Origin of the sequence: Stenotrophomonas maltophilia, from assembly GCF_006970445.1 — a bacterium.
Lineage (GTDB): Bacteria > Pseudomonadota > Gammaproteobacteria > Xanthomonadales > Xanthomonadaceae > Stenotrophomonas > Stenotrophomonas maltophilia_AU.
In genome coordinates, this window is record NZ_CP033877.1 from 1,022,983 (window position 1) to 1,039,248 (window position 16,266).

At 66.4% G+C, this 16,266-nt stretch carries 17 protein-coding genes and 1 tRNA gene; 14 read left to right on the forward strand and 4 right to left on the reverse strand.

Annotation, left to right across the window (positions count from 1 at the left end):
• Positions 1 to 33: 33 nt before the first annotated feature.
• From EGM71_RS04640 to EGM71_RS04690, 11 genes are all read left to right on the forward strand, one after another.
• Positions 34 to 816, forward strand: coding sequence for a serine/threonine protein phosphatase (locus EGM71_RS04640; RefSeq protein WP_188488074.1), 783 nt, complete (start codon positions 34 to 36; stop codon positions 814 to 816).
• 160 nt (positions 817 to 976) lie between these two features.
• Positions 977 to 1,921 (forward strand): ACP S-malonyltransferase, encoded by a 945-nt coding sequence (fabD, locus tag EGM71_RS04645; RefSeq protein WP_014036190.1) that lies wholly within the window; start codon positions 977 to 979, stop codon positions 1,919 to 1,921.
• Between the two features lie 81 nt (positions 1,922 to 2,002).
• Positions 2,003 to 2,746 (forward strand): 3-oxoacyl-ACP reductase FabG, encoded by a 744-nt coding sequence (fabG, locus tag EGM71_RS04650; RefSeq protein ID WP_049421577.1) that lies wholly within the window; start codon positions 2,003 to 2,005, stop codon positions 2,744 to 2,746.
• A gap of 152 nt (positions 2,747 to 2,898) precedes the next feature.
• Positions 2,899 to 3,138, forward strand: coding sequence for an acyl carrier protein (acpP, locus tag EGM71_RS04655; protein WP_005415509.1), 240 nt, complete (start codon positions 2,899 to 2,901; stop codon positions 3,136 to 3,138).
• A 143-nt stretch (positions 3,139 to 3,281) separates the two neighbouring features.
• Positions 3,282 to 4,544 carry a beta-ketoacyl-ACP synthase II gene (gene fabF, locus EGM71_RS04660; RefSeq protein WP_188488076.1) on the forward strand — a complete coding sequence of 421 codons (1,263 nt, stop codon included), beginning with the start codon at positions 3,282 to 3,284 and terminating at the stop codon, positions 4,542 to 4,544.
• A gap of 92 nt (positions 4,545 to 4,636) precedes the next feature.
• Positions 4,637 to 6,001: an aminodeoxychorismate synthase component I gene (locus tag EGM71_RS04665; protein WP_188488078.1), complete on the forward strand. Its 1,365-nt coding sequence runs from the start codon at positions 4,637 to 4,639 to the stop codon at positions 5,999 to 6,001.
• Between the two features lie 305 nt (positions 6,002 to 6,306).
• A complete protein-coding gene (gene mltG, locus EGM71_RS04670) occupies positions 6,307 to 7,368 on the forward strand; it encodes an endolytic transglycosylase MltG (RefSeq protein ID WP_188488080.1) in 1,062 nt (353 codons plus the stop codon).
• The gene (gene tmk / locus EGM71_RS04675; RefSeq protein ID WP_053448942.1) at positions 7,365 to 8,030 is read left to right on the forward strand and encodes a dTMP kinase; all 666 of its coding nucleotides are present in this window, start codon (positions 7,365 to 7,367) and stop codon (positions 8,028 to 8,030) included. The genes mltG and tmk overlap by 4 nt, the downstream gene beginning before the upstream one ends.
• Positions 8,027 to 8,983: a DNA polymerase III subunit delta' gene (locus tag EGM71_RS04680; RefSeq protein ID WP_049443390.1), complete on the forward strand. Its 957-nt coding sequence runs from the start codon at positions 8,027 to 8,029 to the stop codon at positions 8,981 to 8,983. Before tmk ends, EGM71_RS04680 begins: the two co-directional genes overlap by 4 nt.
• The gene (locus tag EGM71_RS04685; protein WP_005412452.1) at positions 8,980 to 9,333 is read left to right on the forward strand and encodes a PilZ domain-containing protein; all 354 of its coding nucleotides are present in this window, start codon (positions 8,980 to 8,982) and stop codon (positions 9,331 to 9,333) included. Before EGM71_RS04680 ends, EGM71_RS04685 begins: the two co-directional genes overlap by 4 nt.
• A gap of 135 nt (positions 9,334 to 9,468) precedes the next feature.
• Positions 9,469 to 9,543: transfer RNA gene (locus EGM71_RS04690), tRNA-Val, on the forward strand.
• Positions 9,544 to 9,628: 85 nt separating this feature from the next.
• Here the strand turns inward: EGM71_RS04690 and EGM71_RS04695 are convergent.
• The gene (locus EGM71_RS04695) at positions 9,629 to 10,192 is read right to left on the reverse strand and encodes a hypothetical protein (RefSeq protein ID WP_188488082.1); all 564 of its coding nucleotides are present in this window, start codon (positions 10,190 to 10,192) and stop codon (positions 9,629 to 9,631) included.
• Between the two features lie 62 nt (positions 10,193 to 10,254).
• Positions 10,255 to 10,662 (reverse strand): hypothetical protein, encoded by a 408-nt coding sequence (locus EGM71_RS04700; RefSeq protein ID WP_032127757.1) that lies wholly within the window; start codon positions 10,660 to 10,662, stop codon positions 10,255 to 10,257.
• 566 nt (positions 10,663 to 11,228) lie between these two features.
• Here EGM71_RS04700 and EGM71_RS04705 point away from each other — a divergent pair.
• Positions 11,229 to 11,609 (forward strand): tautomerase family protein, encoded by a 381-nt coding sequence (locus EGM71_RS04705; RefSeq protein ID WP_188488084.1) that lies wholly within the window; start codon positions 11,229 to 11,231, stop codon positions 11,607 to 11,609.
• Positions 11,610 to 11,643: 34 nt separating this feature from the next.
• On the opposite strand, the gene EGM71_RS04710 is transcribed toward EGM71_RS04705, so the two are convergent.
• Both EGM71_RS04710 and EGM71_RS04715 read right to left on the reverse strand, forming a co-directional pair.
• Complete coding sequence (locus EGM71_RS04710) at positions 11,644 to 12,741, reverse strand: XVIPCD domain-containing protein (RefSeq protein WP_188488086.1); 1,098 nt, start codon at positions 12,739 to 12,741, stop codon at positions 11,644 to 11,646.
• Between the two features lie 41 nt (positions 12,742 to 12,782).
• Positions 12,783 to 13,358 (reverse strand): hypothetical protein, encoded by a 576-nt coding sequence (locus tag EGM71_RS04715; RefSeq protein WP_188488088.1) that lies wholly within the window; start codon positions 13,356 to 13,358, stop codon positions 12,783 to 12,785.
• Between the two features lie 241 nt (positions 13,359 to 13,599).
• Between EGM71_RS04715 and EGM71_RS04720 the strand changes: the two genes are divergently transcribed.
• Complete coding sequence (locus tag EGM71_RS04720) at positions 13,600 to 13,995, forward strand: DUF2946 family protein (RefSeq protein ID WP_188489747.1); 396 nt, start codon at positions 13,600 to 13,602, stop codon at positions 13,993 to 13,995.
• Positions 13,996 to 14,124: 129 nt separating this feature from the next.
• Entirely contained in the window at positions 14,125 to 16,263 is a 2,139-nt protein-coding gene (locus tag EGM71_RS04725) for a TonB-dependent receptor (protein WP_188488090.1), read from the forward strand.
• The last annotated feature ends 3 nt before the right edge of the window (positions 16,264 to 16,266 follow it).

The following is a 16,266-nucleotide window of genomic DNA, read 5'->3' on the forward strand; positions in this document are numbered from 1 at the left end:
CTGGGGCCGTAACGCGTTTAAGGAGGACCTGTCATGGTTGAGCCCATCGTCATCGAAGGGCAGCGCGCCTGGCTGAAGCAGTACGGCAAGGGAAGCCGAGCAATGGCCCTGGGCCTGCTCAATTTTGTTGCCCGCCGTTTCCATCTCGATGCCCTGCGCCCGCCGCCGCACCGCGGGGGTGACGCCGCACGCGAAACCGAAGCCCGCCGCCTTGCAGAACTGCAGGCGCAGGGTGTGAACGTGCCTGACGTGCTGGGCACCGGCCATGCCGCCCTGGTAATCGGCGACAACGGCAGCTCGTTCAGTACCTGTCTGCGCGAAGCCGACGAGGCCGGTCGCGATCGGCTGGTGATGGCGGCGATGCAGGCGATTGCCGAAGCGCATGCGCGCGGCGCCTATTTCGGCCAGCCATTGCCGCGCAATCTCACCTGGGATGGACAGCAGGTCGGCTTCATCGATTTCGAGGAAGACCCGCTGGAAGTGATGGATCTGTCCGAAGCGCAGGCCCGCGACTGGCTGATGTTCGGTTATGGCGTGGCCAAGTACTACGCCGACCGCCCCGAGCACCTGCAGGCGATGATGGCCGAGGCGATGGGCGAGGCCCAGGCGCCGGTGCGCGAGCACGTGCACGCGGTCAGTGGCCGCCTGCGCAGCCTGGCCCGGGTCTGCATGAAGCTGGGCCGCTCAGCGCGCGCGCTGGCCCATTCCATCTTCATTGCCCACGGCGCCAGCACCGCTGGCGTGTTGATGCTGGTGGGCCTGTGCGTGGATTTCCTCGCCGACGGCGATCTGGACGTCCTGCAGCTGTTCTGCTGATGGCTGACAGGGGTCAGATCCCTTTTCCCGTGGAAAAGGGATCTGACCCCGTCGCGCTTGCCCGGCCGCGCTCCATACGCCTGCATACGCGCACGTACAGACGACACAGCGGATTCGCCCTTATCATGGCCTGCTTCGATTGCAACAAGCGGATGACCGCGTGACCGTATCCACCCTCGCTTTTGTCTTCCCCGGCCAGGGCTCGCAGTCTGTGGGCATGGTGGCCGAGCTGGCTGAACTGCATCCGCAGGTGCGTGAAGCCTTCACCGAGGCATCCGATGGTGCTGGCGTCGACCTGTGGGCGCTGTCCCAGGGTGGCCCGGAGGAAATGCTCAACCGTACCGAATACACCCAGCCGGCCCTGCTGGCCGCAAGCATCGGCGTGTGGCGCGCCTGGAACGCCGTGGGCGGTCCGCGCCCGTCGGTGCTGGCCGGCCACAGCCTGGGCGAGTACACCGCCCTGGTCGCCGCGGGTGCGCTGAGCCTGCATGACGGTGCGCACCTGGTGCGCCTGCGCGGCCAGCTGATGCAGGAAGCCGCACCGGCCGGCGTCGGTGCCATGGCCGCCGTGCTCGGCGCCGAAGACCAGCTGGTGCTGGACGTTTGCGCCGAAGCCGCAGGCAGCCAGGTGGTGGTGCCGGCCAACTTCAATTCGCCGGGCCAGATCGTGATCGGTGGCGACGCCGACGCGGTCGACCGTGCGCTGGCGCTGTTGGCCGAGAAGGGCGTGCGCAAGGCGGTCAAGCTGGCCGTCAGCGTGCCCTCGCACACCCCGCTCATGCGCGAAGCCGCCAACCGGCTGGCCGAAGTGATGGCCGGCCTGTCCTGGCAGGCGCCGCAGCTGCCGGTGGTGCAGAACGTCGACGCCCAGATCCACAGCGGCATCGACGCGATCCGTACCGCGCTGGTCCAGCAGCTGTACCAGCCGGTGCAGTGGACCGGTTGCGTGCAGGCGCTGGCCGCGCGCGGCATCACCCAGATCGCCGAGTGCGGCCCGGGCAAGGTGCTGACCGGCCTGGTCAAGCGCATCGACAAGGCCATCGACGGCCGTTCGTTGGCCACGCCCGGCGACTTCGAAGCCGCCCGTGAGGCATGGTCGGCCTGATTTCCCTGTTCCTGCCGACCGTACCGGTGGCCGCTGCAAGCGGCACGGGTGCGGCGGCCGTCCCAGCCTGAGGAAAACATCATGAGCAAGCCCCTGCAGGGTGAAATCGCACTGGTCACCGGCGCCAGCCGTGGCATTGGTGCCGCCATCGCCGATCTGCTGGCCGCCCAGGGCGCCACCGTCATCGGCACCGCCACCACCGAATCCGGCGCTGCCGCGATCGGTGAGCGCCTGGCCGCCCACGGTGGCCATGGCCGCGCACTGAACGTCACCGACGCTGCCGCGCTGGATGCCGTGCTGGCGGACATCGCCAAGGAATTCGGCCCGATCTCGATCCTTGTCAACAACGCCGGCATCACCCGCGACAACCTGCTGATGCGCATGAAGGACGAAGACTGGGCGTCGATCATCGACACCAACCTGACCAGCGTGTTCCGCACCAGCAAGGCGGTGATGCGCGGCATGATGAAGGCGCGCAAGGGCCGCATCATCAACATCGCATCGGTGGTGGGCGTGACCGGCAATGCCGGCCAGGCCAACTACGCCGCGGCCAAGGCCGGCATCATCGGCTTCAGCAAGTCGCTGGCCAAGGAAATCGGTTCGCGCGGTGTCACCGTCAATGTTGTCGCACCTGGCTTCATCGACACCGACATGACCAAGGCGTTGCCGGAAGAAGCGCGTACCGCGCTGATCAACGACATCGCCCTCGAACGCCTGGGTTCGCCGGAGGACATCGCCCATGCGGTGGCCTTCCTGGCCGGCCCGGCTGCCGGTTACATCACCGGCGAAACCCTCCATGTGAACGGTGGCATGTACATGCCGTAAGCAAGGGGCGCAGGGATTGCGCCGCAAGTGGTTGATCTGCGAAGCTTTTTGCTGCAATGCAAGGCCGCGCCGGTTTCCACTACACTATCCCACGGCCATCGCCATTGATGGCGACCACTTTTGAACCACAACTCCATCTGGAGCGAGATCCCATGAGCACCATCGAAGAACGCGTCAAGAAAATCGTCGTCGAACAGCTTGGCGTCAAGGAAGAAGAAGTCACCAACAGCGCATCGTTCGTCGATGACCTGGGCGCTGACTCGCTGGACACCGTTGAGCTGGTGATGGCCCTGGAAGAAGAATTCGAGTGCGAGATCCCGGACGAAGAAGCCGAGAAGATCAGCACCGTGCAGGCCGCCATCGACTACATCAAGGCCCACGTCAAGGCCTGATGTCAGACGGCAGTGCGCGCGCGGGCCTACGCTCGCCGCGCACCGCACCCCATGGGGCCGCTGTTGCGGCCCCGTGTGTTTGAGCATCACACCGAAGCAAACCGAGTTGCCCGTTGAAATCATCCGGGTCAGGAGAATCAGCAATGAAGCGTCGCGTCGTCGTAACCGGCCTGGGTATCGTCTCGCCGTTGGGCAATGATCTGGCCAGCAGCTGGGAAGGCATCACCCATGGTCGTTCGGGCATCGGTCCGCTGACCAACGTTTCTGATGCCTACCTGGATCGGTTCACCACCAAGATTGCGGGTGAGGTCAAGGGATTCGACATCACCGCCGACAACGAACTGTTCGGCAAATTCCGGGTCAGCGGCAAGGATGCCAAGAAGATGGACCCGTTCATCCATTACGGCCTCGGTGCCTCGTTCATGGCCCTGCACGACTCGGGCCTTGAGATCACCGAAGCCAATGCCGAGCGCATCGGCGCCATCGTCGGCGCCGGCATCGGCGGCCTGCTCGGCATCGAAGAGCAGACCATCGAGTTCCACGAGGGCAAGAAGATCTCGCCCTTCTACGTGCCCAAGACCATCATCAACATGCTGCCGGGCCAGCTGAGCATCATCACCGGCCTGAAGGGCCCGTCGTTCTCGGCGGTGTCGGCGTGCGCGACCTCGAACCATTCGATCGGTACCGCGATGCGCATGATCCAGTACGGCGATGCCGACGTGATGGTGGTTGGCGGTGCCGAGCGTGGCTCGTCGCCGACCGCGCTGGGTGGCTTCTGCGCGATGAAGGCCATGAGCACACGCAATGACGCTCCGGAACAGGCCTCGCGCCCGTGGGACAAGGACCGTGACGGCTTCGTGCTGGGCGACGGCGCCGGCATCCTGATCCTGGAAGAGTACGAGCACGCCAAGGCGCGTGGCGCGAAGATCTACTGTGAACTGGCCGGCTTCGGCGCCAGCTCCGACGCGTACCACATGACCGCACCGAGCGAGAACGGCGAAGGCGCCGCGCGCTGCATGGCCATGGCCATGAAGGACGCCGGCGTGACCCCGGAACAGGTCGGTTACCTCAACGCGCACGGCACCTCCACGCCGCTGGGTGACCTGGGCGAGACCATGGCGATGAAGACCGCCTTCGGCGACCACGCCTACAAGATGATGGTCAGCTCCACCAAGTCGATGACCGGCCACCTGCTGGGCGCTGCCGGCGGCGTGGAAGCAATCTTCTCGGTGATGGCGCTGCAGGACAACGTCATTCCGCCGACCATCAACCTGCAGCAGCCGGGCGAAGGCTGCGACCTGGACTACGTGCCCAACGAAGCACGCCAGGCCAAGGTCGACGTGGTGATGTCCAATGGCTTCGGCTTCGGCGGCACCAACGGCACGCTGATCTTCAAGCGCGTCTGACCGAGGTGTAGCGTCGGGCCATGCTCGACGCCGCGTTCTACGGAGCCGCCGCAAGGCGGCTTCCGTGCATCTGAACTCCCGAACTGGCTGCCATGACCCACGCACCTCTGATCCACCCGCTGCCGCACCCGATCGATCTGCTGGTCCTGCAGCAGCACGACCCGGCGCGCTTTCCGCTGCTGATGGAATCCACCGCCTCGGGCACCGCCCAGGGCCGCTGGAGCCTGCTGCTGGCCGCGCAGGGCGATTGCCTGCGGCTGGATGCCGATGGCCAAGTGCGCGACCAGCACGACGCGGTACACGCTGGCAGCTTCCTGCAGTTGCTGGATCGCGCCTGGCAGCACGAACGCCTGCCGCACGACGGCAGCCACAGCCTGCCGTTCCGCGGCGGCTGGGCGTTGATGCTGGACTACGAAGTGGCCAGCCAGATCGAACCGGTGCTACCGGCGCGTGCGCGCGAGGACGGCCGCCCGACCGCGCTGGCGCTGCGCTGCCCGGCCGCAGTGCTGCACGACCATCACAACGATGCCAGCTTCGTCATCGCCGAAGCCGGCGAGCAGGTGTTGCTGGATGCGCTCGTGGCACTGGCCTCGGCCGCGCTGCCCGAAGCCGGGCAGGGCTGGCAGCCGCCGCAGTCGGTGGGCGAGGATGCGCCGCAGCGCTTCACCGACGGCGTGCGCCGGGTGATCGAATACCTGCGCGCCGGCGATGTGTTCCAGGTGAACCTGTCGCGGCGCTGGAGCGCACAGTTCGCTGCGCCGGTCAGCCCGCAGGCGCTGTACGCGCAGCTGCGCCGTGCCAACCCGGCACCGTTCGCCGGTCTGTTCAGCGCGCACGGCCGCCATGTGGTCAGTTCCTCGCCGGAGCGGCTGGTGTCGGTGCATGCCGGCTACGCGCAGACCCGCCCGATTGCTGGGACGCGTCCGCGCTTCGAGGGCGACGATGATGCCGCGCGCATCCAGGAGCTGGTCGGCCACCCCAAGGAACGTGCCGAGCACGTGATGCTGATCGACCTGGAACGCAACGACCTGGGCCGCATCTGCCTGCCCGGCACCGTGGTGGTCGATGAGCTGATGACGGTGGAGAGCTACGCCCATGTGCACCACATCGTCAGCAACGTCAGCGGCCACCTGCGCCCGGAGGTCACACCCGGCGAGGTGATCGCCGCCACGTTCCCCGGTGGCACCATCACCGGCTGCCCCAAGGTGCGCTGCATGCAGATCATCAGCGAGCTGGAGCAGGTGCCGCGCGGTGCCTACACCGGCGCGTTCGGCTGGCTGAACCGCGATGGCGACCTGGACCTGAACATCCTGATCCGCACCGCCGAAGTGGATGGCCACGAGGTGAGCTTCCGCACCGGCGCCGGCATCGTGGTTGATTCGGACCCGGACAAGGAACTGGACGAGACCCGCGCCAAGGCCCGCGGCCTGCTGCGCGCATTGGGCCAGCAGGGGTAGGCGTATTCCGGTGGTGCCGGCCAGCGGCCGGCAACCTCATGCACCCATGATCCGCGCGATTGCCGGCCAGCGGCCGGCACTACCGGTACCAGTGGGGCCATTGTTCGGGTGGGTGCCGACCGTTGGTCGGCACGGAGTCCTCCACGGCCGTTCATCCACGCATGGCGTGGATCTACTGATGGCCGTGCCGGATAGGGCTCTTGGTGGGTGTCGACCGTTGGTCGGCATGGAGGCGCCACCCCGGTCATGACCCCAATCCACCGGCACGGTATCCTGCACGACGGAATCGAGTTCAGAGGTAGTCCATGGCGGGAGCCAAGCGCGGGTGTCTGTTCGTGGTAACGCTGGTGGTGGTGCTGGCCGCCGTCGTGGCCGGCGCGGGCGCGTGGTTCTTCTACCAGCAGACCCGGTTCGCCGATGCCCCGATCACCCCGACCGCCGAGAGCATGGTCATCGCCAGTGGCGATGGCATGAACAGCGTGCTGCGCAAGCTGCGCGATGCCGGCGTGGACGAGGGCCAGGACACCCAGTGGCAGCTGCTGGCGCGCCAGCTCGATGCGGCCGGCAAGCTGAAGGTGGGCGAGTACGCGCTCAGCGCCGACCTGACCCCGCGCGAGCTGCTGCTGCGCATGCGCGCCGGCAAGGTGCTGCAGCACCGCGTCACGATCGTCGAGGGCTGGAACATCCGCCAGCTGCGTGCCGCGCTCAAGCGCGCCGAGCCGCTGCTGCACACCACCGACAATCTTGATGACGCGGCGCTGATGCAACGCCTCGGTTTCGGTGGCCAGCATCCGGAAGGCCGCTTCCTGCCGGAGACCTACGTCTACCAGCGCGGCGACAGCGACCTGGACGTGCTCAAGCGTGCCCACGCCGCGATGGAAAAGGCGCTGGATGAAGCCTGGGAAAGCCGCGCGCCGGACCTGCCGATCAACACGCCCTACGAACTGCTGACGATGGCGTCGATCATCGAGAAGGAAACCGCGCTGGCCAGCGAGCGCCCGCAGATTGCCGGCGTGTTCATGCGCCGCCTGAAGATCGGCATGCGCCTGCAGACCGACCCGACCGTGATCTACGGCATCGGTGCCGCGTATGACGGCAACATCCGCCGCCGCGACCTGACCACCGATACGCCCTACAACACCTACACCCGTGCCGGCCTGACCCCGACCCCGATCGCCATGCCCAGCCGCGATGCGCTGATGGCGGCCGCGCAGCCACTGTCGGGCGACGCGCTGTACTTCGTCGCCGTCGGCGATGGCAGTGGCGCGCACGTGTTCTCGCCCAGCCTGGACCAGCACAACGCCGCAGTGGCCCGCTACCTGCAGCAGCTGCGTCAGCAACGTACCAAGGAGACCCCGGCGCAATGAGTCCCGCGCTGCTTCGCCACCCGCGTTTCGTCAGCCTGGAAGGCGGCGAGGGCGCAGGCAAGACCACCGCCATCAATGCCATCCGTGACTGCCTGCGCAGCCACGGCCACGAGGTGGTGCTGACCCGCGAGCCGGGCGGTACGCCGCTGGCCGAGCGCATCCGCGGCCTGGTGCTGAAGCCCGATGCCGAGATCGCTGCCGAACCGCTCAGCGCCGAAGCCGAGCTGCTGCTGGTGTTCGCCGCACGTGCGCAGCATGTGCGCCAGGTGATCCAGCCGGCACTGCAGCGCGGTGCCTATGTGTTGAGCGATCGCTTCACCGATTCCAGTTACGCCTACCAGGGCGGTGGCCGCGGCCTCGATCCGCAGTGGATTGCCGACCTGGAGCGCCGCGCCGTCGGTCTGCTGCCGGGCCTGACCCTGCTGCTGGATGTGGATGTGGCCGTCGGCCGCGCACGCGCCAACGGGCGCGATCTGTGGCCGGATCGCATCGAAAGCGAACAGGACGATTTCTTCCAGCGCGTGCGCGCCGTGTTCCGCAGCCGCGCGCAGCAGGACCCGCAGCGCTTTGCGCTGATCGACGCCGGCCAGGTGCAGGAACGCGTGGCGGCCGATGTGGTCGCGCGTGTCGAGCGCTGGCTGCAGGATGGGGAGGGCGCATGAGCACATTCTCGCCCTGGCAGCAGCGCGCGTTCGATCAGACGGTTGCCGCGCTCGATGCCGATCGGCTCGGACACGGCCTGCTGATCTGCGGCCCGGCCGGGCTCGGCAAGCGCGACGTGGCGTTGGCCCTGGCCGACCACGTGCTGGCGCGCGGCGATGCCGCGCATGCCACGCGCACGCGCCAGCTGATCGCCGCCGGTACCCATCCGGACCTGCAGCTGGTCAGCTTCATTCCGAACAAGAGTGGCGACAAGCTGCGCACCGAGATCGTGATCGAGCAGGTGCGCGAGATCACCAACAAACTGGCGCTGACCCCGCAGTACGGCGTGGCGCAGGTGGTGATCGTCGACCCGGCCGATGCGATCAACCGCTCGGCGGCCAATGCGCTGCTGAAGACGCTGGAAGAGCCGCAGCCCGGCCGTTACCTGTGGCTGATCAGCAGCGACCCGGCGCGCCTGCCGCAGACCATCCGCAGCCGCTGCCAGCGCCTGGAATTCAAGCTGCCGCCGCAGCACGAGGCGCTGGCCTGGCTGCAGCAGCAGGGCCACAGCGAAGCATCGGCGCGCGAAGCGCTGGACGCCGCGCGCGGCCATCCCGGCCAGGCAGACAACTGGCTGCGCGAAGATGGCCTGAGCCTGCGCCGCGACGTGGGCCGCGAGCTGGAACAGCTTGCCGCCGGCAAGACCGGCGCGGTGGAGCTGGCGCAGAAGTGGTGCGCCGATGACAACGCGGCGCTGCGCCTGCGCTTCGCTGCCGACCTGGCGCTGGCCCAGGCCAGCACCGATGCCTTGACCACGCCGGAGCGATTGCACAAGCTTGCAGCCTGGTTCGATGCGGCCAACCGCACCCGCGACCTGCTGCGCACCACGGTGCGTGCAGACCTTGCGGTGGTCGAGTTGCTGCTGGCCTGGAACAAGGTGAACGAGCGGCCTGCCGCAAGGGGAAATCGATGAGTGCCAGCAACGCCCGCCAGGGCATCCTGTCCCTGGCTGTGAAGGACAAAGCCGCGCTGTACAGCGCGTACATGCCGTTCGTGAAGAATGGCGGCATCTTCGTGCCCACGCCCAAGCGCTACTTCCTGGGCGACGAGGTGTTCCTGCTGCTGACGCTGCCCGATTCCAGCGAGCGCCTGCCGGTGGCCGGCAAGGTGATCTGGGTGACCCCGGCTGGTGCGCAGGGCAACCGCACCGCCGGCATCGGCGTGCAGCTGGCCGACGGCGCCGAAGGCGAGGGCGTGCGCCACAAGATCGAGACCCTGCTGGCCGGCCTGACCGGCTCGGACAAGCCGACGCATACGATGTGAGGCTGCGCGCGCGGGGCCTTTCTGTAGCGCCGGGCCATGCTCGGCTGCATGCCCCGAAATGCCCGTGAACACGAATGTGAAAAACTGTTGACGGCCTCTGAAAAGCCCCTATAATGAGCGGCTCAGCAACACACCGGGCGGTTAGCTCAGCGGTAGAGCATTGCCTTCACACGGCAAGGGTCACAGGTTCGATCCCTGTACCGCCCACCATGTTGCAGAACGAAAAAAGCCTCCAGCAATGGGGGCTTTTTTGTTGCCTGTGATCCAGCAGGATCAGCTGGATGCGCACACCGTTTCAGCCGTGTCCGTCCAGCAGCTCGCGCGCAATCATCGACGTAGCATCCAGCAGGTCGTGGCCGCTGCCGGCCTGCACCACCACCGCCAACAGACTACGGCCCACCTCGGCATTGCCGCTGGTCAGCTCCATCTCGCCTTCAAAGCACAGGTCGGCCAACCACTCGTGGGCCTGTTGCAAGCCTCGCTTGCGGACGCGGCGGAACTCCGCGAGCAGCTTCGCCTGGCCGGCTTCCTGCTCACCATCGGCAAGCAGGCCGATGGCACCGCCGTGCGCGGCGCGCCAGATGGCTGGCAGCGGGCGACCGTTCGCGTCCACCACGTCCGCCGAGAACTGCGCGCAGTACATTTCGTAGCGCTTGCCCGCTGTGCTGCGGGGCACGATGCCGGCCTCGGCCAGCAGGCGTTCGGCTTCATCCAGTTTGCTGAACTTCAAGCGCAGCAGTGCAGGGCGGCTCAGGTGTTGTGCCAGCGCCTGCTGGTTGGCGGTGAACCAGACGTTCCAGCCCACGGCTGCGCGGCCTTCCAGTGCGGCTTTGAAGTACTCCAGGTGTTCGGCGTCCATTGCGGTCTCCTGCGGTCTCCTGCGCTCCCTGCGGGATTGTAGAGGGAGCATATCCGGGCCGGTCAGGCGTCGCCGCCGGAGAGGCAATGGTGTGCCTCGCGCACCAGTTGTCGTGCGGCCACGATCAGTCCGTCGATATGGAAGGCGCCCAACTGCTCGTTCGGACCGCCTTCGTTGCGCGCCCGGTCGGCGGCCTGCAGCAGATCGAGCAACGCCCCGAGCCCAGACAGCGAGCGGCGCAATGAAGCGTGATTGCCGGCACCGAGGGTGAGGTTGTTGCACGGCTGTCCGTCATCACCGTCGGCACGGTTGATGGCATTGAGGCAAGTGAAGAAGGTGGCCGACTGCGCCGGCAGGTTCTGTTCGTTCAGGGCGCACTCGATCTCGCGTGCGAGGTCCCCGGGCACGTCGGCTGCGACGTCGCCGATAAGCGCGTGCAGGCGGGGATGGATGGCTGTGCGGTTGGTCATGGCGAAACCCTCACTGGCGTAGGGCCACCTTCCAAAGTGAAGGTGGCGGACGGTGCGGGTTGGCGTACCAAGGCAAACAAGCTTCAGGGGAGAAGAATGCCTGGCGGATCTGGCGATCCCCACGCACCGGCCGCCATTGAGGGCAGTCGGTGCATTCTCTCTGCTGCGATTGTTCTTGCAGCCCCTAAATCTTGTTTGTTTATTCGAGACGCCAATCCCGGCCAAGGCGTCTTGCCTCGGCGCGGCGATCTTCAAGCCGGGCAATCACATCGGTCTGTAAGGAAAATTCTCAACTGTCCCTAGGCAGGCCAGGCGTTTCCCGTTGTGTGTCGTCCAACACCCGCGAGTAGTGCCGCCCATCACTGATGGCGCACATCGCCGCCCCTACCGACCGTGCATATGACGACTCCGGAGGGCCACTGCCACGGCAATCGCGTCACCCCGCGCGGCGGAGGCGGGACCATGCCACGCATGGGGCCAGAGGGTTCCATCCCTGCGCTGTCCCGCCGCCCCGGGCAGGCGTAGTCTCAGCCCGTTGCCGTGCCCATCCACTCTGGAGTGCCACCATGCCGCTCGCCCGTATCGATCTTCGCAAAGGTAAATCAGCCGACTACCTGCAACGCGTCGGCGAAACCATCTACCAGGCCATGCGCGCGGTAGGCGTGCCGGAGAATGATCGCTTCCAGATCTTCCAGCAACACGAGCCGGGCACGCTGATCTACGACCCCGGCTACCTGGGCGTGGATCGCACCGATGACTTCATCTGCATCCAGATCACCTGGAACGAGGGGCGCACGCTGGAGCAGAAGAAGGCGTTGTACGCCGGCATCGCCGATGGACTGCACGCGGCGGTGGGTATCCGCCGCGAAGACGTGTTCATCAATCTGGTGGAAGTGAAGAAGGAGAACTGGTCCTTCGGGAACGGTCAGGCGCAGTACGTGAGTTGATGCGGGAACAGTGTCTGCGCCCGACGCGGTTTGGTCAGGCCATGCGCGGCGATGCCTGCTGTTGTGCCTGTTGCTCGTCCTGCACCAGCCGGCTTGCGTCGCGGGATTGCTGCTGCACGTTGGCCTGCTGATACAGCGTATCGGCGTCGCCCAGCTGCGTATCGAGCAGGGACAGACGCTGGCGATTGGCGGCCGGGTCCGGCGAGGCGGTGTCGCCGTTGCGATGCAGGAATACGTAGCCGGGTACCTCGGCGGTGCTGTTTGAACTGAATGCCACGTGCAGCGTGTCCTTTTCGCTGAAGCCGGCCTGCACCGCCGCGTGGGTCAGATGGCCGGCCAGGCGTTCATGCTCCTGTCCGGGGGGCAGTCCCTGCTGTTCGCTGGCCTGGGCGAGTGCGGTGCGCACCTTCTGGTCCAAGGCATGAAGGCTGTGCCCCGGTGCGCGCGCGTCCGCAGCCAGACGCTCGCCCAAGGGGCCATCAATGCCATCGGTTTCGCTGAGCAGACGCTGCTTCAAGCTGCGCTCGGGCAGGGGATGAGTGATGGTGCGGTTGAGTTCGCTGTTGGGGAAAGGGGGCTCAATGCTGTCCACGCCATGGATGTTGCGCAGCGGACGATAGCCGTCCTTGCCCTGTGACTGGACGCCCAGCGGAATGCGGACATCGGGCAGCAATTGCCCAACAGGGCCGCCGATGCTGTTCACGTCCAGGCTCTGCTTGCGCTGGATACCCGCATGATTCAATGCGCCCCAGGTGAAGTCCACGCAGTTGTGACGCACGTCGGCATAGTGCTTGCTGAAGCCGTGCGCTACTGGATCGTCGCCGAACGCTTTGAGCTTGTTGTACTGTGCTTCGGTGATTTCCAGAGAGCGCGTGTAATGCGGGTTCTTATAGGTCTTTGCATCGTTGTCCACGATGTCACCTGGGCCGTTCATGCTGCCGTGCTCGATCGGTGCAAAGCCGTAGCTTGCCGGATCCTTTCCCGGTGCTCGAAGGACGTAGAACATGTGTCCCGGCCCGGACGTCTGCGCCGAGCCATCAGGATTGCGCAGCGGTTGCTGCGTAACGGGGTGGAGAAGCGGTGTTCCCGGTGCCGCAATGACGATATCGACGATGTAGCGTGGCTTGTCCATGTGCGTGGTGATCCTCCTGGAAGGTGTACGAAGGCGCTGCGCTACTTGGCGAGCGGACGCGATTCGTGAATCAGTATCTTGGCGCTTGTGCCACGAAGTGGTGCGATGTCTTCAATCGTGCTGATCTGTACGCGGTAGCGACTTTGCGCCTGCAACGGCAGCAGCGCGACATGGAGTCGATAGGCCCCATCGCTGCCTCGCTGGGTCTGGGCGTAGTTCAGACCCTTACCGCGGTGCCAGTCTGGCAGAGGCTGGCCAGATTGCGACTGTGCGATCTGATACGCGTCGGGGCTTGCCAGCGGCTGCCAAGTGCCGCCTGACCATTGCTGAAGTCCTACGCGTAAAGGAATGTGCAGGTCGCGCGGAGAAGCAGTGTCTGGTGATGGGGGAACGTGCTGCAGATCCAACTCCACCGCATATGTACGGTAGCTGGCAAAATTGCGCGCCGTGGTTTCGAACTCGAACTGCACCTGCTGGCCGGGCGCGTCCACGGCGATGGGCTGTGAGAGTTCCAGTGGCTCTGGCGGTAGGGGCGGCCCCTTGTCGGCGCAGGCGGCAAGCAGCGCGGTCAGGCCGAGGAGGCTGATGCGCAGCCGGTGTGTGATGCGGGTGGTCATGCGGATCCCTCTGGCTCCTTGCCGTGACCATCTGAACCCTAACGTTGGCGAGGCGGAGCCTGCAAGCGCCGGGACCGCGGTGCGGTGCATTCACATGTCGCCGCCGGAGGCGAGCCCCTGCGTCACCGTGTCGCAGGGGGTAAACCCTGAACGGGGTCCAAGGTTGACCGTGGGCCCGTAGAATGGCGGCGTGCGCCGTTCTGCTCTCCACCGCCGGTTCCAGGCCCTGGCATGGCTTGCCATGCTGCTGGTGCTGCTCGCCCCGCTGGTGAGCCGCTGGCTGGCGCATGGTCACGTGGCTGCCGCTGTACCGGTGGCGGCGATGGACCACGCAATGCACGCAGAGCATGCGCAGCACGCGATGGAAGGGCACCACGACCATCACGCGATGGCGATGCCGCACGGCGAGGTCGCAAAGAAGCCGCCCGCCGATCCACACGCCGATCATGAGATGGGCGTGGACTGCGATTACTGCCTGATCGCTGCACGGCTGATCACCCTGCTGGTGGCGGCAGTGCTGCTGTTGGCGCCGATGGCACCGGTGTGCCGCGCACTGCGCGGTGCGGTGCAGACGTTGCCGCAACGGATCAGCGGCACATTGGGAGCGCGTGGGCCGCCAGCCATGATGGCCGCCTGAGCCGCACGCGCGTTGCATTGATCGTTTTTCCATGAGGTTGCCGGCCACGGCCGGTGCCCGCACGCGCGTGTTTGTCCCTTTCTGATTGCTGCCCTGCCATTGCGGGGTGGCCTTGCATGCCGTGAATAAATGAAAACGAACCCCAACTCCGCGCGCCTGCGCCGGGCGACGCTGCCTGTCCTGTGCGCGTTGCTCCTGCATGCCGCGCCCCTGCTTGCCGCCGACGCGGCACCCCCGACCACGCTGGATACCGTGCGGGTGGTCGATACCCGCAGCGGCGAGCTGTCTTCCACCGCCAGCGCAGGCTCTGCGTTGGGCCTGAGCGTGCTGCAGACACCGGCCAGCCTGACGGTGATTTCGCGCGAGCAGCTGGAGCAGCGCGGCGACAGCAACCTCAACGATGCGATCAGCCGGGCAGGTGCGATCAGTGCCATGCCGCACCCGGGCAATGGCCTGAGCGCGCTCTCCAGCCGCGGCTTCACCGACGGTGCCTCGGTGATGCGGCTGTACGACGGGCTGCGTCAGTACGGCGGCGTGGGCATCACCTTCCCGTTCGATACCTGGTCGATCGAGCGCATCGAAGTGCTGCGCGGGCCGGCGTCGGTCATCCATGGCGACGGTGCGATCGGCGGCGTGATCAACATCGTGCCGAAGAAGCCCTCGCGCGGTGCCATCGAAAACGAGATCAGCCTGACTGTGGGCAGCGAGGACACCGCGCGGCTGGGCTTCGGCAGCGGTGGCGCGCTGACGCCCGAGCTGGCCTACCGGCTGGATGTGAGTGGCAACTACAGCGGTGGCTGGGTCGACCGCGGGCGCAACAGTGACGCGACGTTCTCCAGTGCATTGCTGTGGCAGCCGCGTGCGGACCTGCAGCTGACCCTCACCCACGCGCAGGGCTACCAGCAACCGATGCGCTACTTCGGCACGCCGCTGGTCGAGGGCCGCCAGCTGGAGGCGCTGCGCCACCGCAACTACAACGTGGACGACAGCGAGATCCGCTATCGCGACCGCTGGACCCAGCTTGATGCGCTGTGGACACCGAACGCGAACGTGGAATGGCGCACGCGCCTCTACCAGATCGACAGCCAGCGCGACTGGCGCAATGCCGAGGCCTATGTCTACAACCGCGCTACCGGCTTGATCGATCGATCTGGCAATACCGAGATCACCCACAACCAGGACCAGACCGGACTGACCTCGACGCTGCGTGTGCAGGGAACGGCGGGTGGCCTGCAGAACAACTTCGCGGTGGGCCTGGACGCCAACCGCGCGCACTTCAAGCACACCAACAACACCTATGCCGGCAGCTCGGGCCCGGTCGATCCGTTCGATCCGGTGCCGGGCCAGTTCGCCAGCGACGCGCCGAACCTGCCGCGCTACCGCAACCGTGCCGAGCAGTACGCGTTGTTCATGGAGGACCGGCTGGCGCTGAGCGAGCGCTGGTCGGTGCTGGGTGGCCTGCGCCACGACCGCGCGCGCATTGATCGCACCGATCTGATCAGCGGCCAGAATGCGTTCTCGAAGACCTACAGCAGCACCGGCTGGCGTGCAGGCACGGTATTCGCGCTGCAGCCGACGCTGAGCCTGTATGCGCAGTACTCACAGGCGGCGGACCCGGTCAGTGGCCTGTTGATGATCAGCCCGGCCAACGGCGCGTTCGATCTTGCCAAGGGCCGGCAGATCGAGGTGGGCCTGAAGCAGGCCTTCGACGGCGGCGAGTGGACGCTGGCGGCGTACCGCATCCGCAAGACCGGGCTGCTCAGCCGCGATCCGCTGGTACCGGATCGCCGGGTGCAGGTGGGCGCGCAGACCTCGCGCGGTATTGAAGCGTCCTTGAACTGGAACTTCGCGCCGCGCTGGTCGCTGGATGCCAACGCGACGGTGCTGAAGGCCGAGTTCGAGGACTTCCTGGAAACCACCGGGTCGCCGCCGATGCTGGTGTCGCGTGATGGCAACGTGCCGCCGAACGTGGCCGAGCGCCTGGCCAGTGTGTGGTTGAGCTGGCAGTTCGCACCGGACTGGAGTGCGGCGGGTGGCGTTCGCTACGTCGGCAAGCGCTATGCCGACAACGCCAACACATTGGAACTGCCCGGCTATAGCACCACCGACCTGGCACTGACCTGGCAGGCGGCACCGCGCACGCGGCTGTCCGCGCGATTGTTCAACGTATTCGACAAGACGTACTACGCCACCGCGTACTACACCAGCACGCAGTGGTTGCTGGGTGCGGACCGGCGCGTCGAATTCACCGTCGACCATCGCTTCTGAGGA

Excerpts from the sequence above, each read along its gene's own strand:
- tmk (WP_053448942.1), top strand. The coding sequence starts at position 7,365 with ATGAGTCCCGCGCTGCTTCGCCACCCGCGTTTCGTCAGCCTGGAAGGC.
- fabG (WP_049421577.1), top strand. The coding sequence starts at position 2,003 with ATGAGCAAGCCCCTGCAGGGTGAAATCGCACTGGTCACCGGCGCCAGC.
- EGM71_RS04715 (WP_188488088.1), bottom strand. The coding sequence starts at position 13,358 with ATGACCACCCGCATCACACACCGGCTGCGCATCAGCCTCCTCGGCCTG.
- EGM71_RS04685 (WP_005412452.1), top strand. The coding sequence starts at position 8,980 with ATGAGTGCCAGCAACGCCCGCCAGGGCATCCTGTCCCTGGCTGTGAAG.
- EGM71_RS04640 (WP_188488074.1), top strand. The coding sequence starts at position 34 with ATGGTTGAGCCCATCGTCATCGAAGGGCAGCGCGCCTGGCTGAAGCAG.
- EGM71_RS04720 (WP_188489747.1), top strand. The coding sequence starts at position 13,600 with ATGCTGCTGGTGCTGCTCGCCCCGCTGGTGAGCCGCTGGCTGGCGCAT.
- EGM71_RS04705 (WP_188488084.1), top strand. The coding sequence starts at position 11,229 with ATGCCGCTCGCCCGTATCGATCTTCGCAAAGGTAAATCAGCCGACTAC.
- EGM71_RS04680 (WP_049443390.1), top strand. The coding sequence starts at position 8,027 with ATGAGCACATTCTCGCCCTGGCAGCAGCGCGCGTTCGATCAGACGGTT.
- acpP (WP_005415509.1), top strand. The coding sequence starts at position 2,899 with ATGAGCACCATCGAAGAACGCGTCAAGAAAATCGTCGTCGAACAGCTT.
- EGM71_RS04725 (WP_188488090.1), top strand. The coding sequence starts at position 14,125 with ATGAAAACGAACCCCAACTCCGCGCGCCTGCGCCGGGCGACGCTGCCT.
- EGM71_RS04700 (WP_032127757.1), bottom strand. The coding sequence starts at position 10,662 with ATGACCAACCGCACAGCCATCCATCCCCGCCTGCACGCGCTTATCGGC.
- EGM71_RS04710 (WP_188488086.1), bottom strand. The coding sequence starts at position 12,741 with ATGGACAAGCCACGCTACATCGTCGATATCGTCATTGCGGCACCGGGA.
- mltG (WP_188488080.1), top strand. The coding sequence starts at position 6,307 with ATGGCGGGAGCCAAGCGCGGGTGTCTGTTCGTGGTAACGCTGGTGGTG.
- fabF (WP_188488076.1), top strand. The coding sequence starts at position 3,282 with ATGAAGCGTCGCGTCGTCGTAACCGGCCTGGGTATCGTCTCGCCGTTG.
- EGM71_RS04665 (WP_188488078.1), top strand. The coding sequence starts at position 4,637 with ATGACCCACGCACCTCTGATCCACCCGCTGCCGCACCCGATCGATCTG.
- EGM71_RS04695 (WP_188488082.1), bottom strand. The coding sequence starts at position 10,192 with ATGGACGCCGAACACCTGGAGTACTTCAAAGCCGCACTGGAAGGCCGC.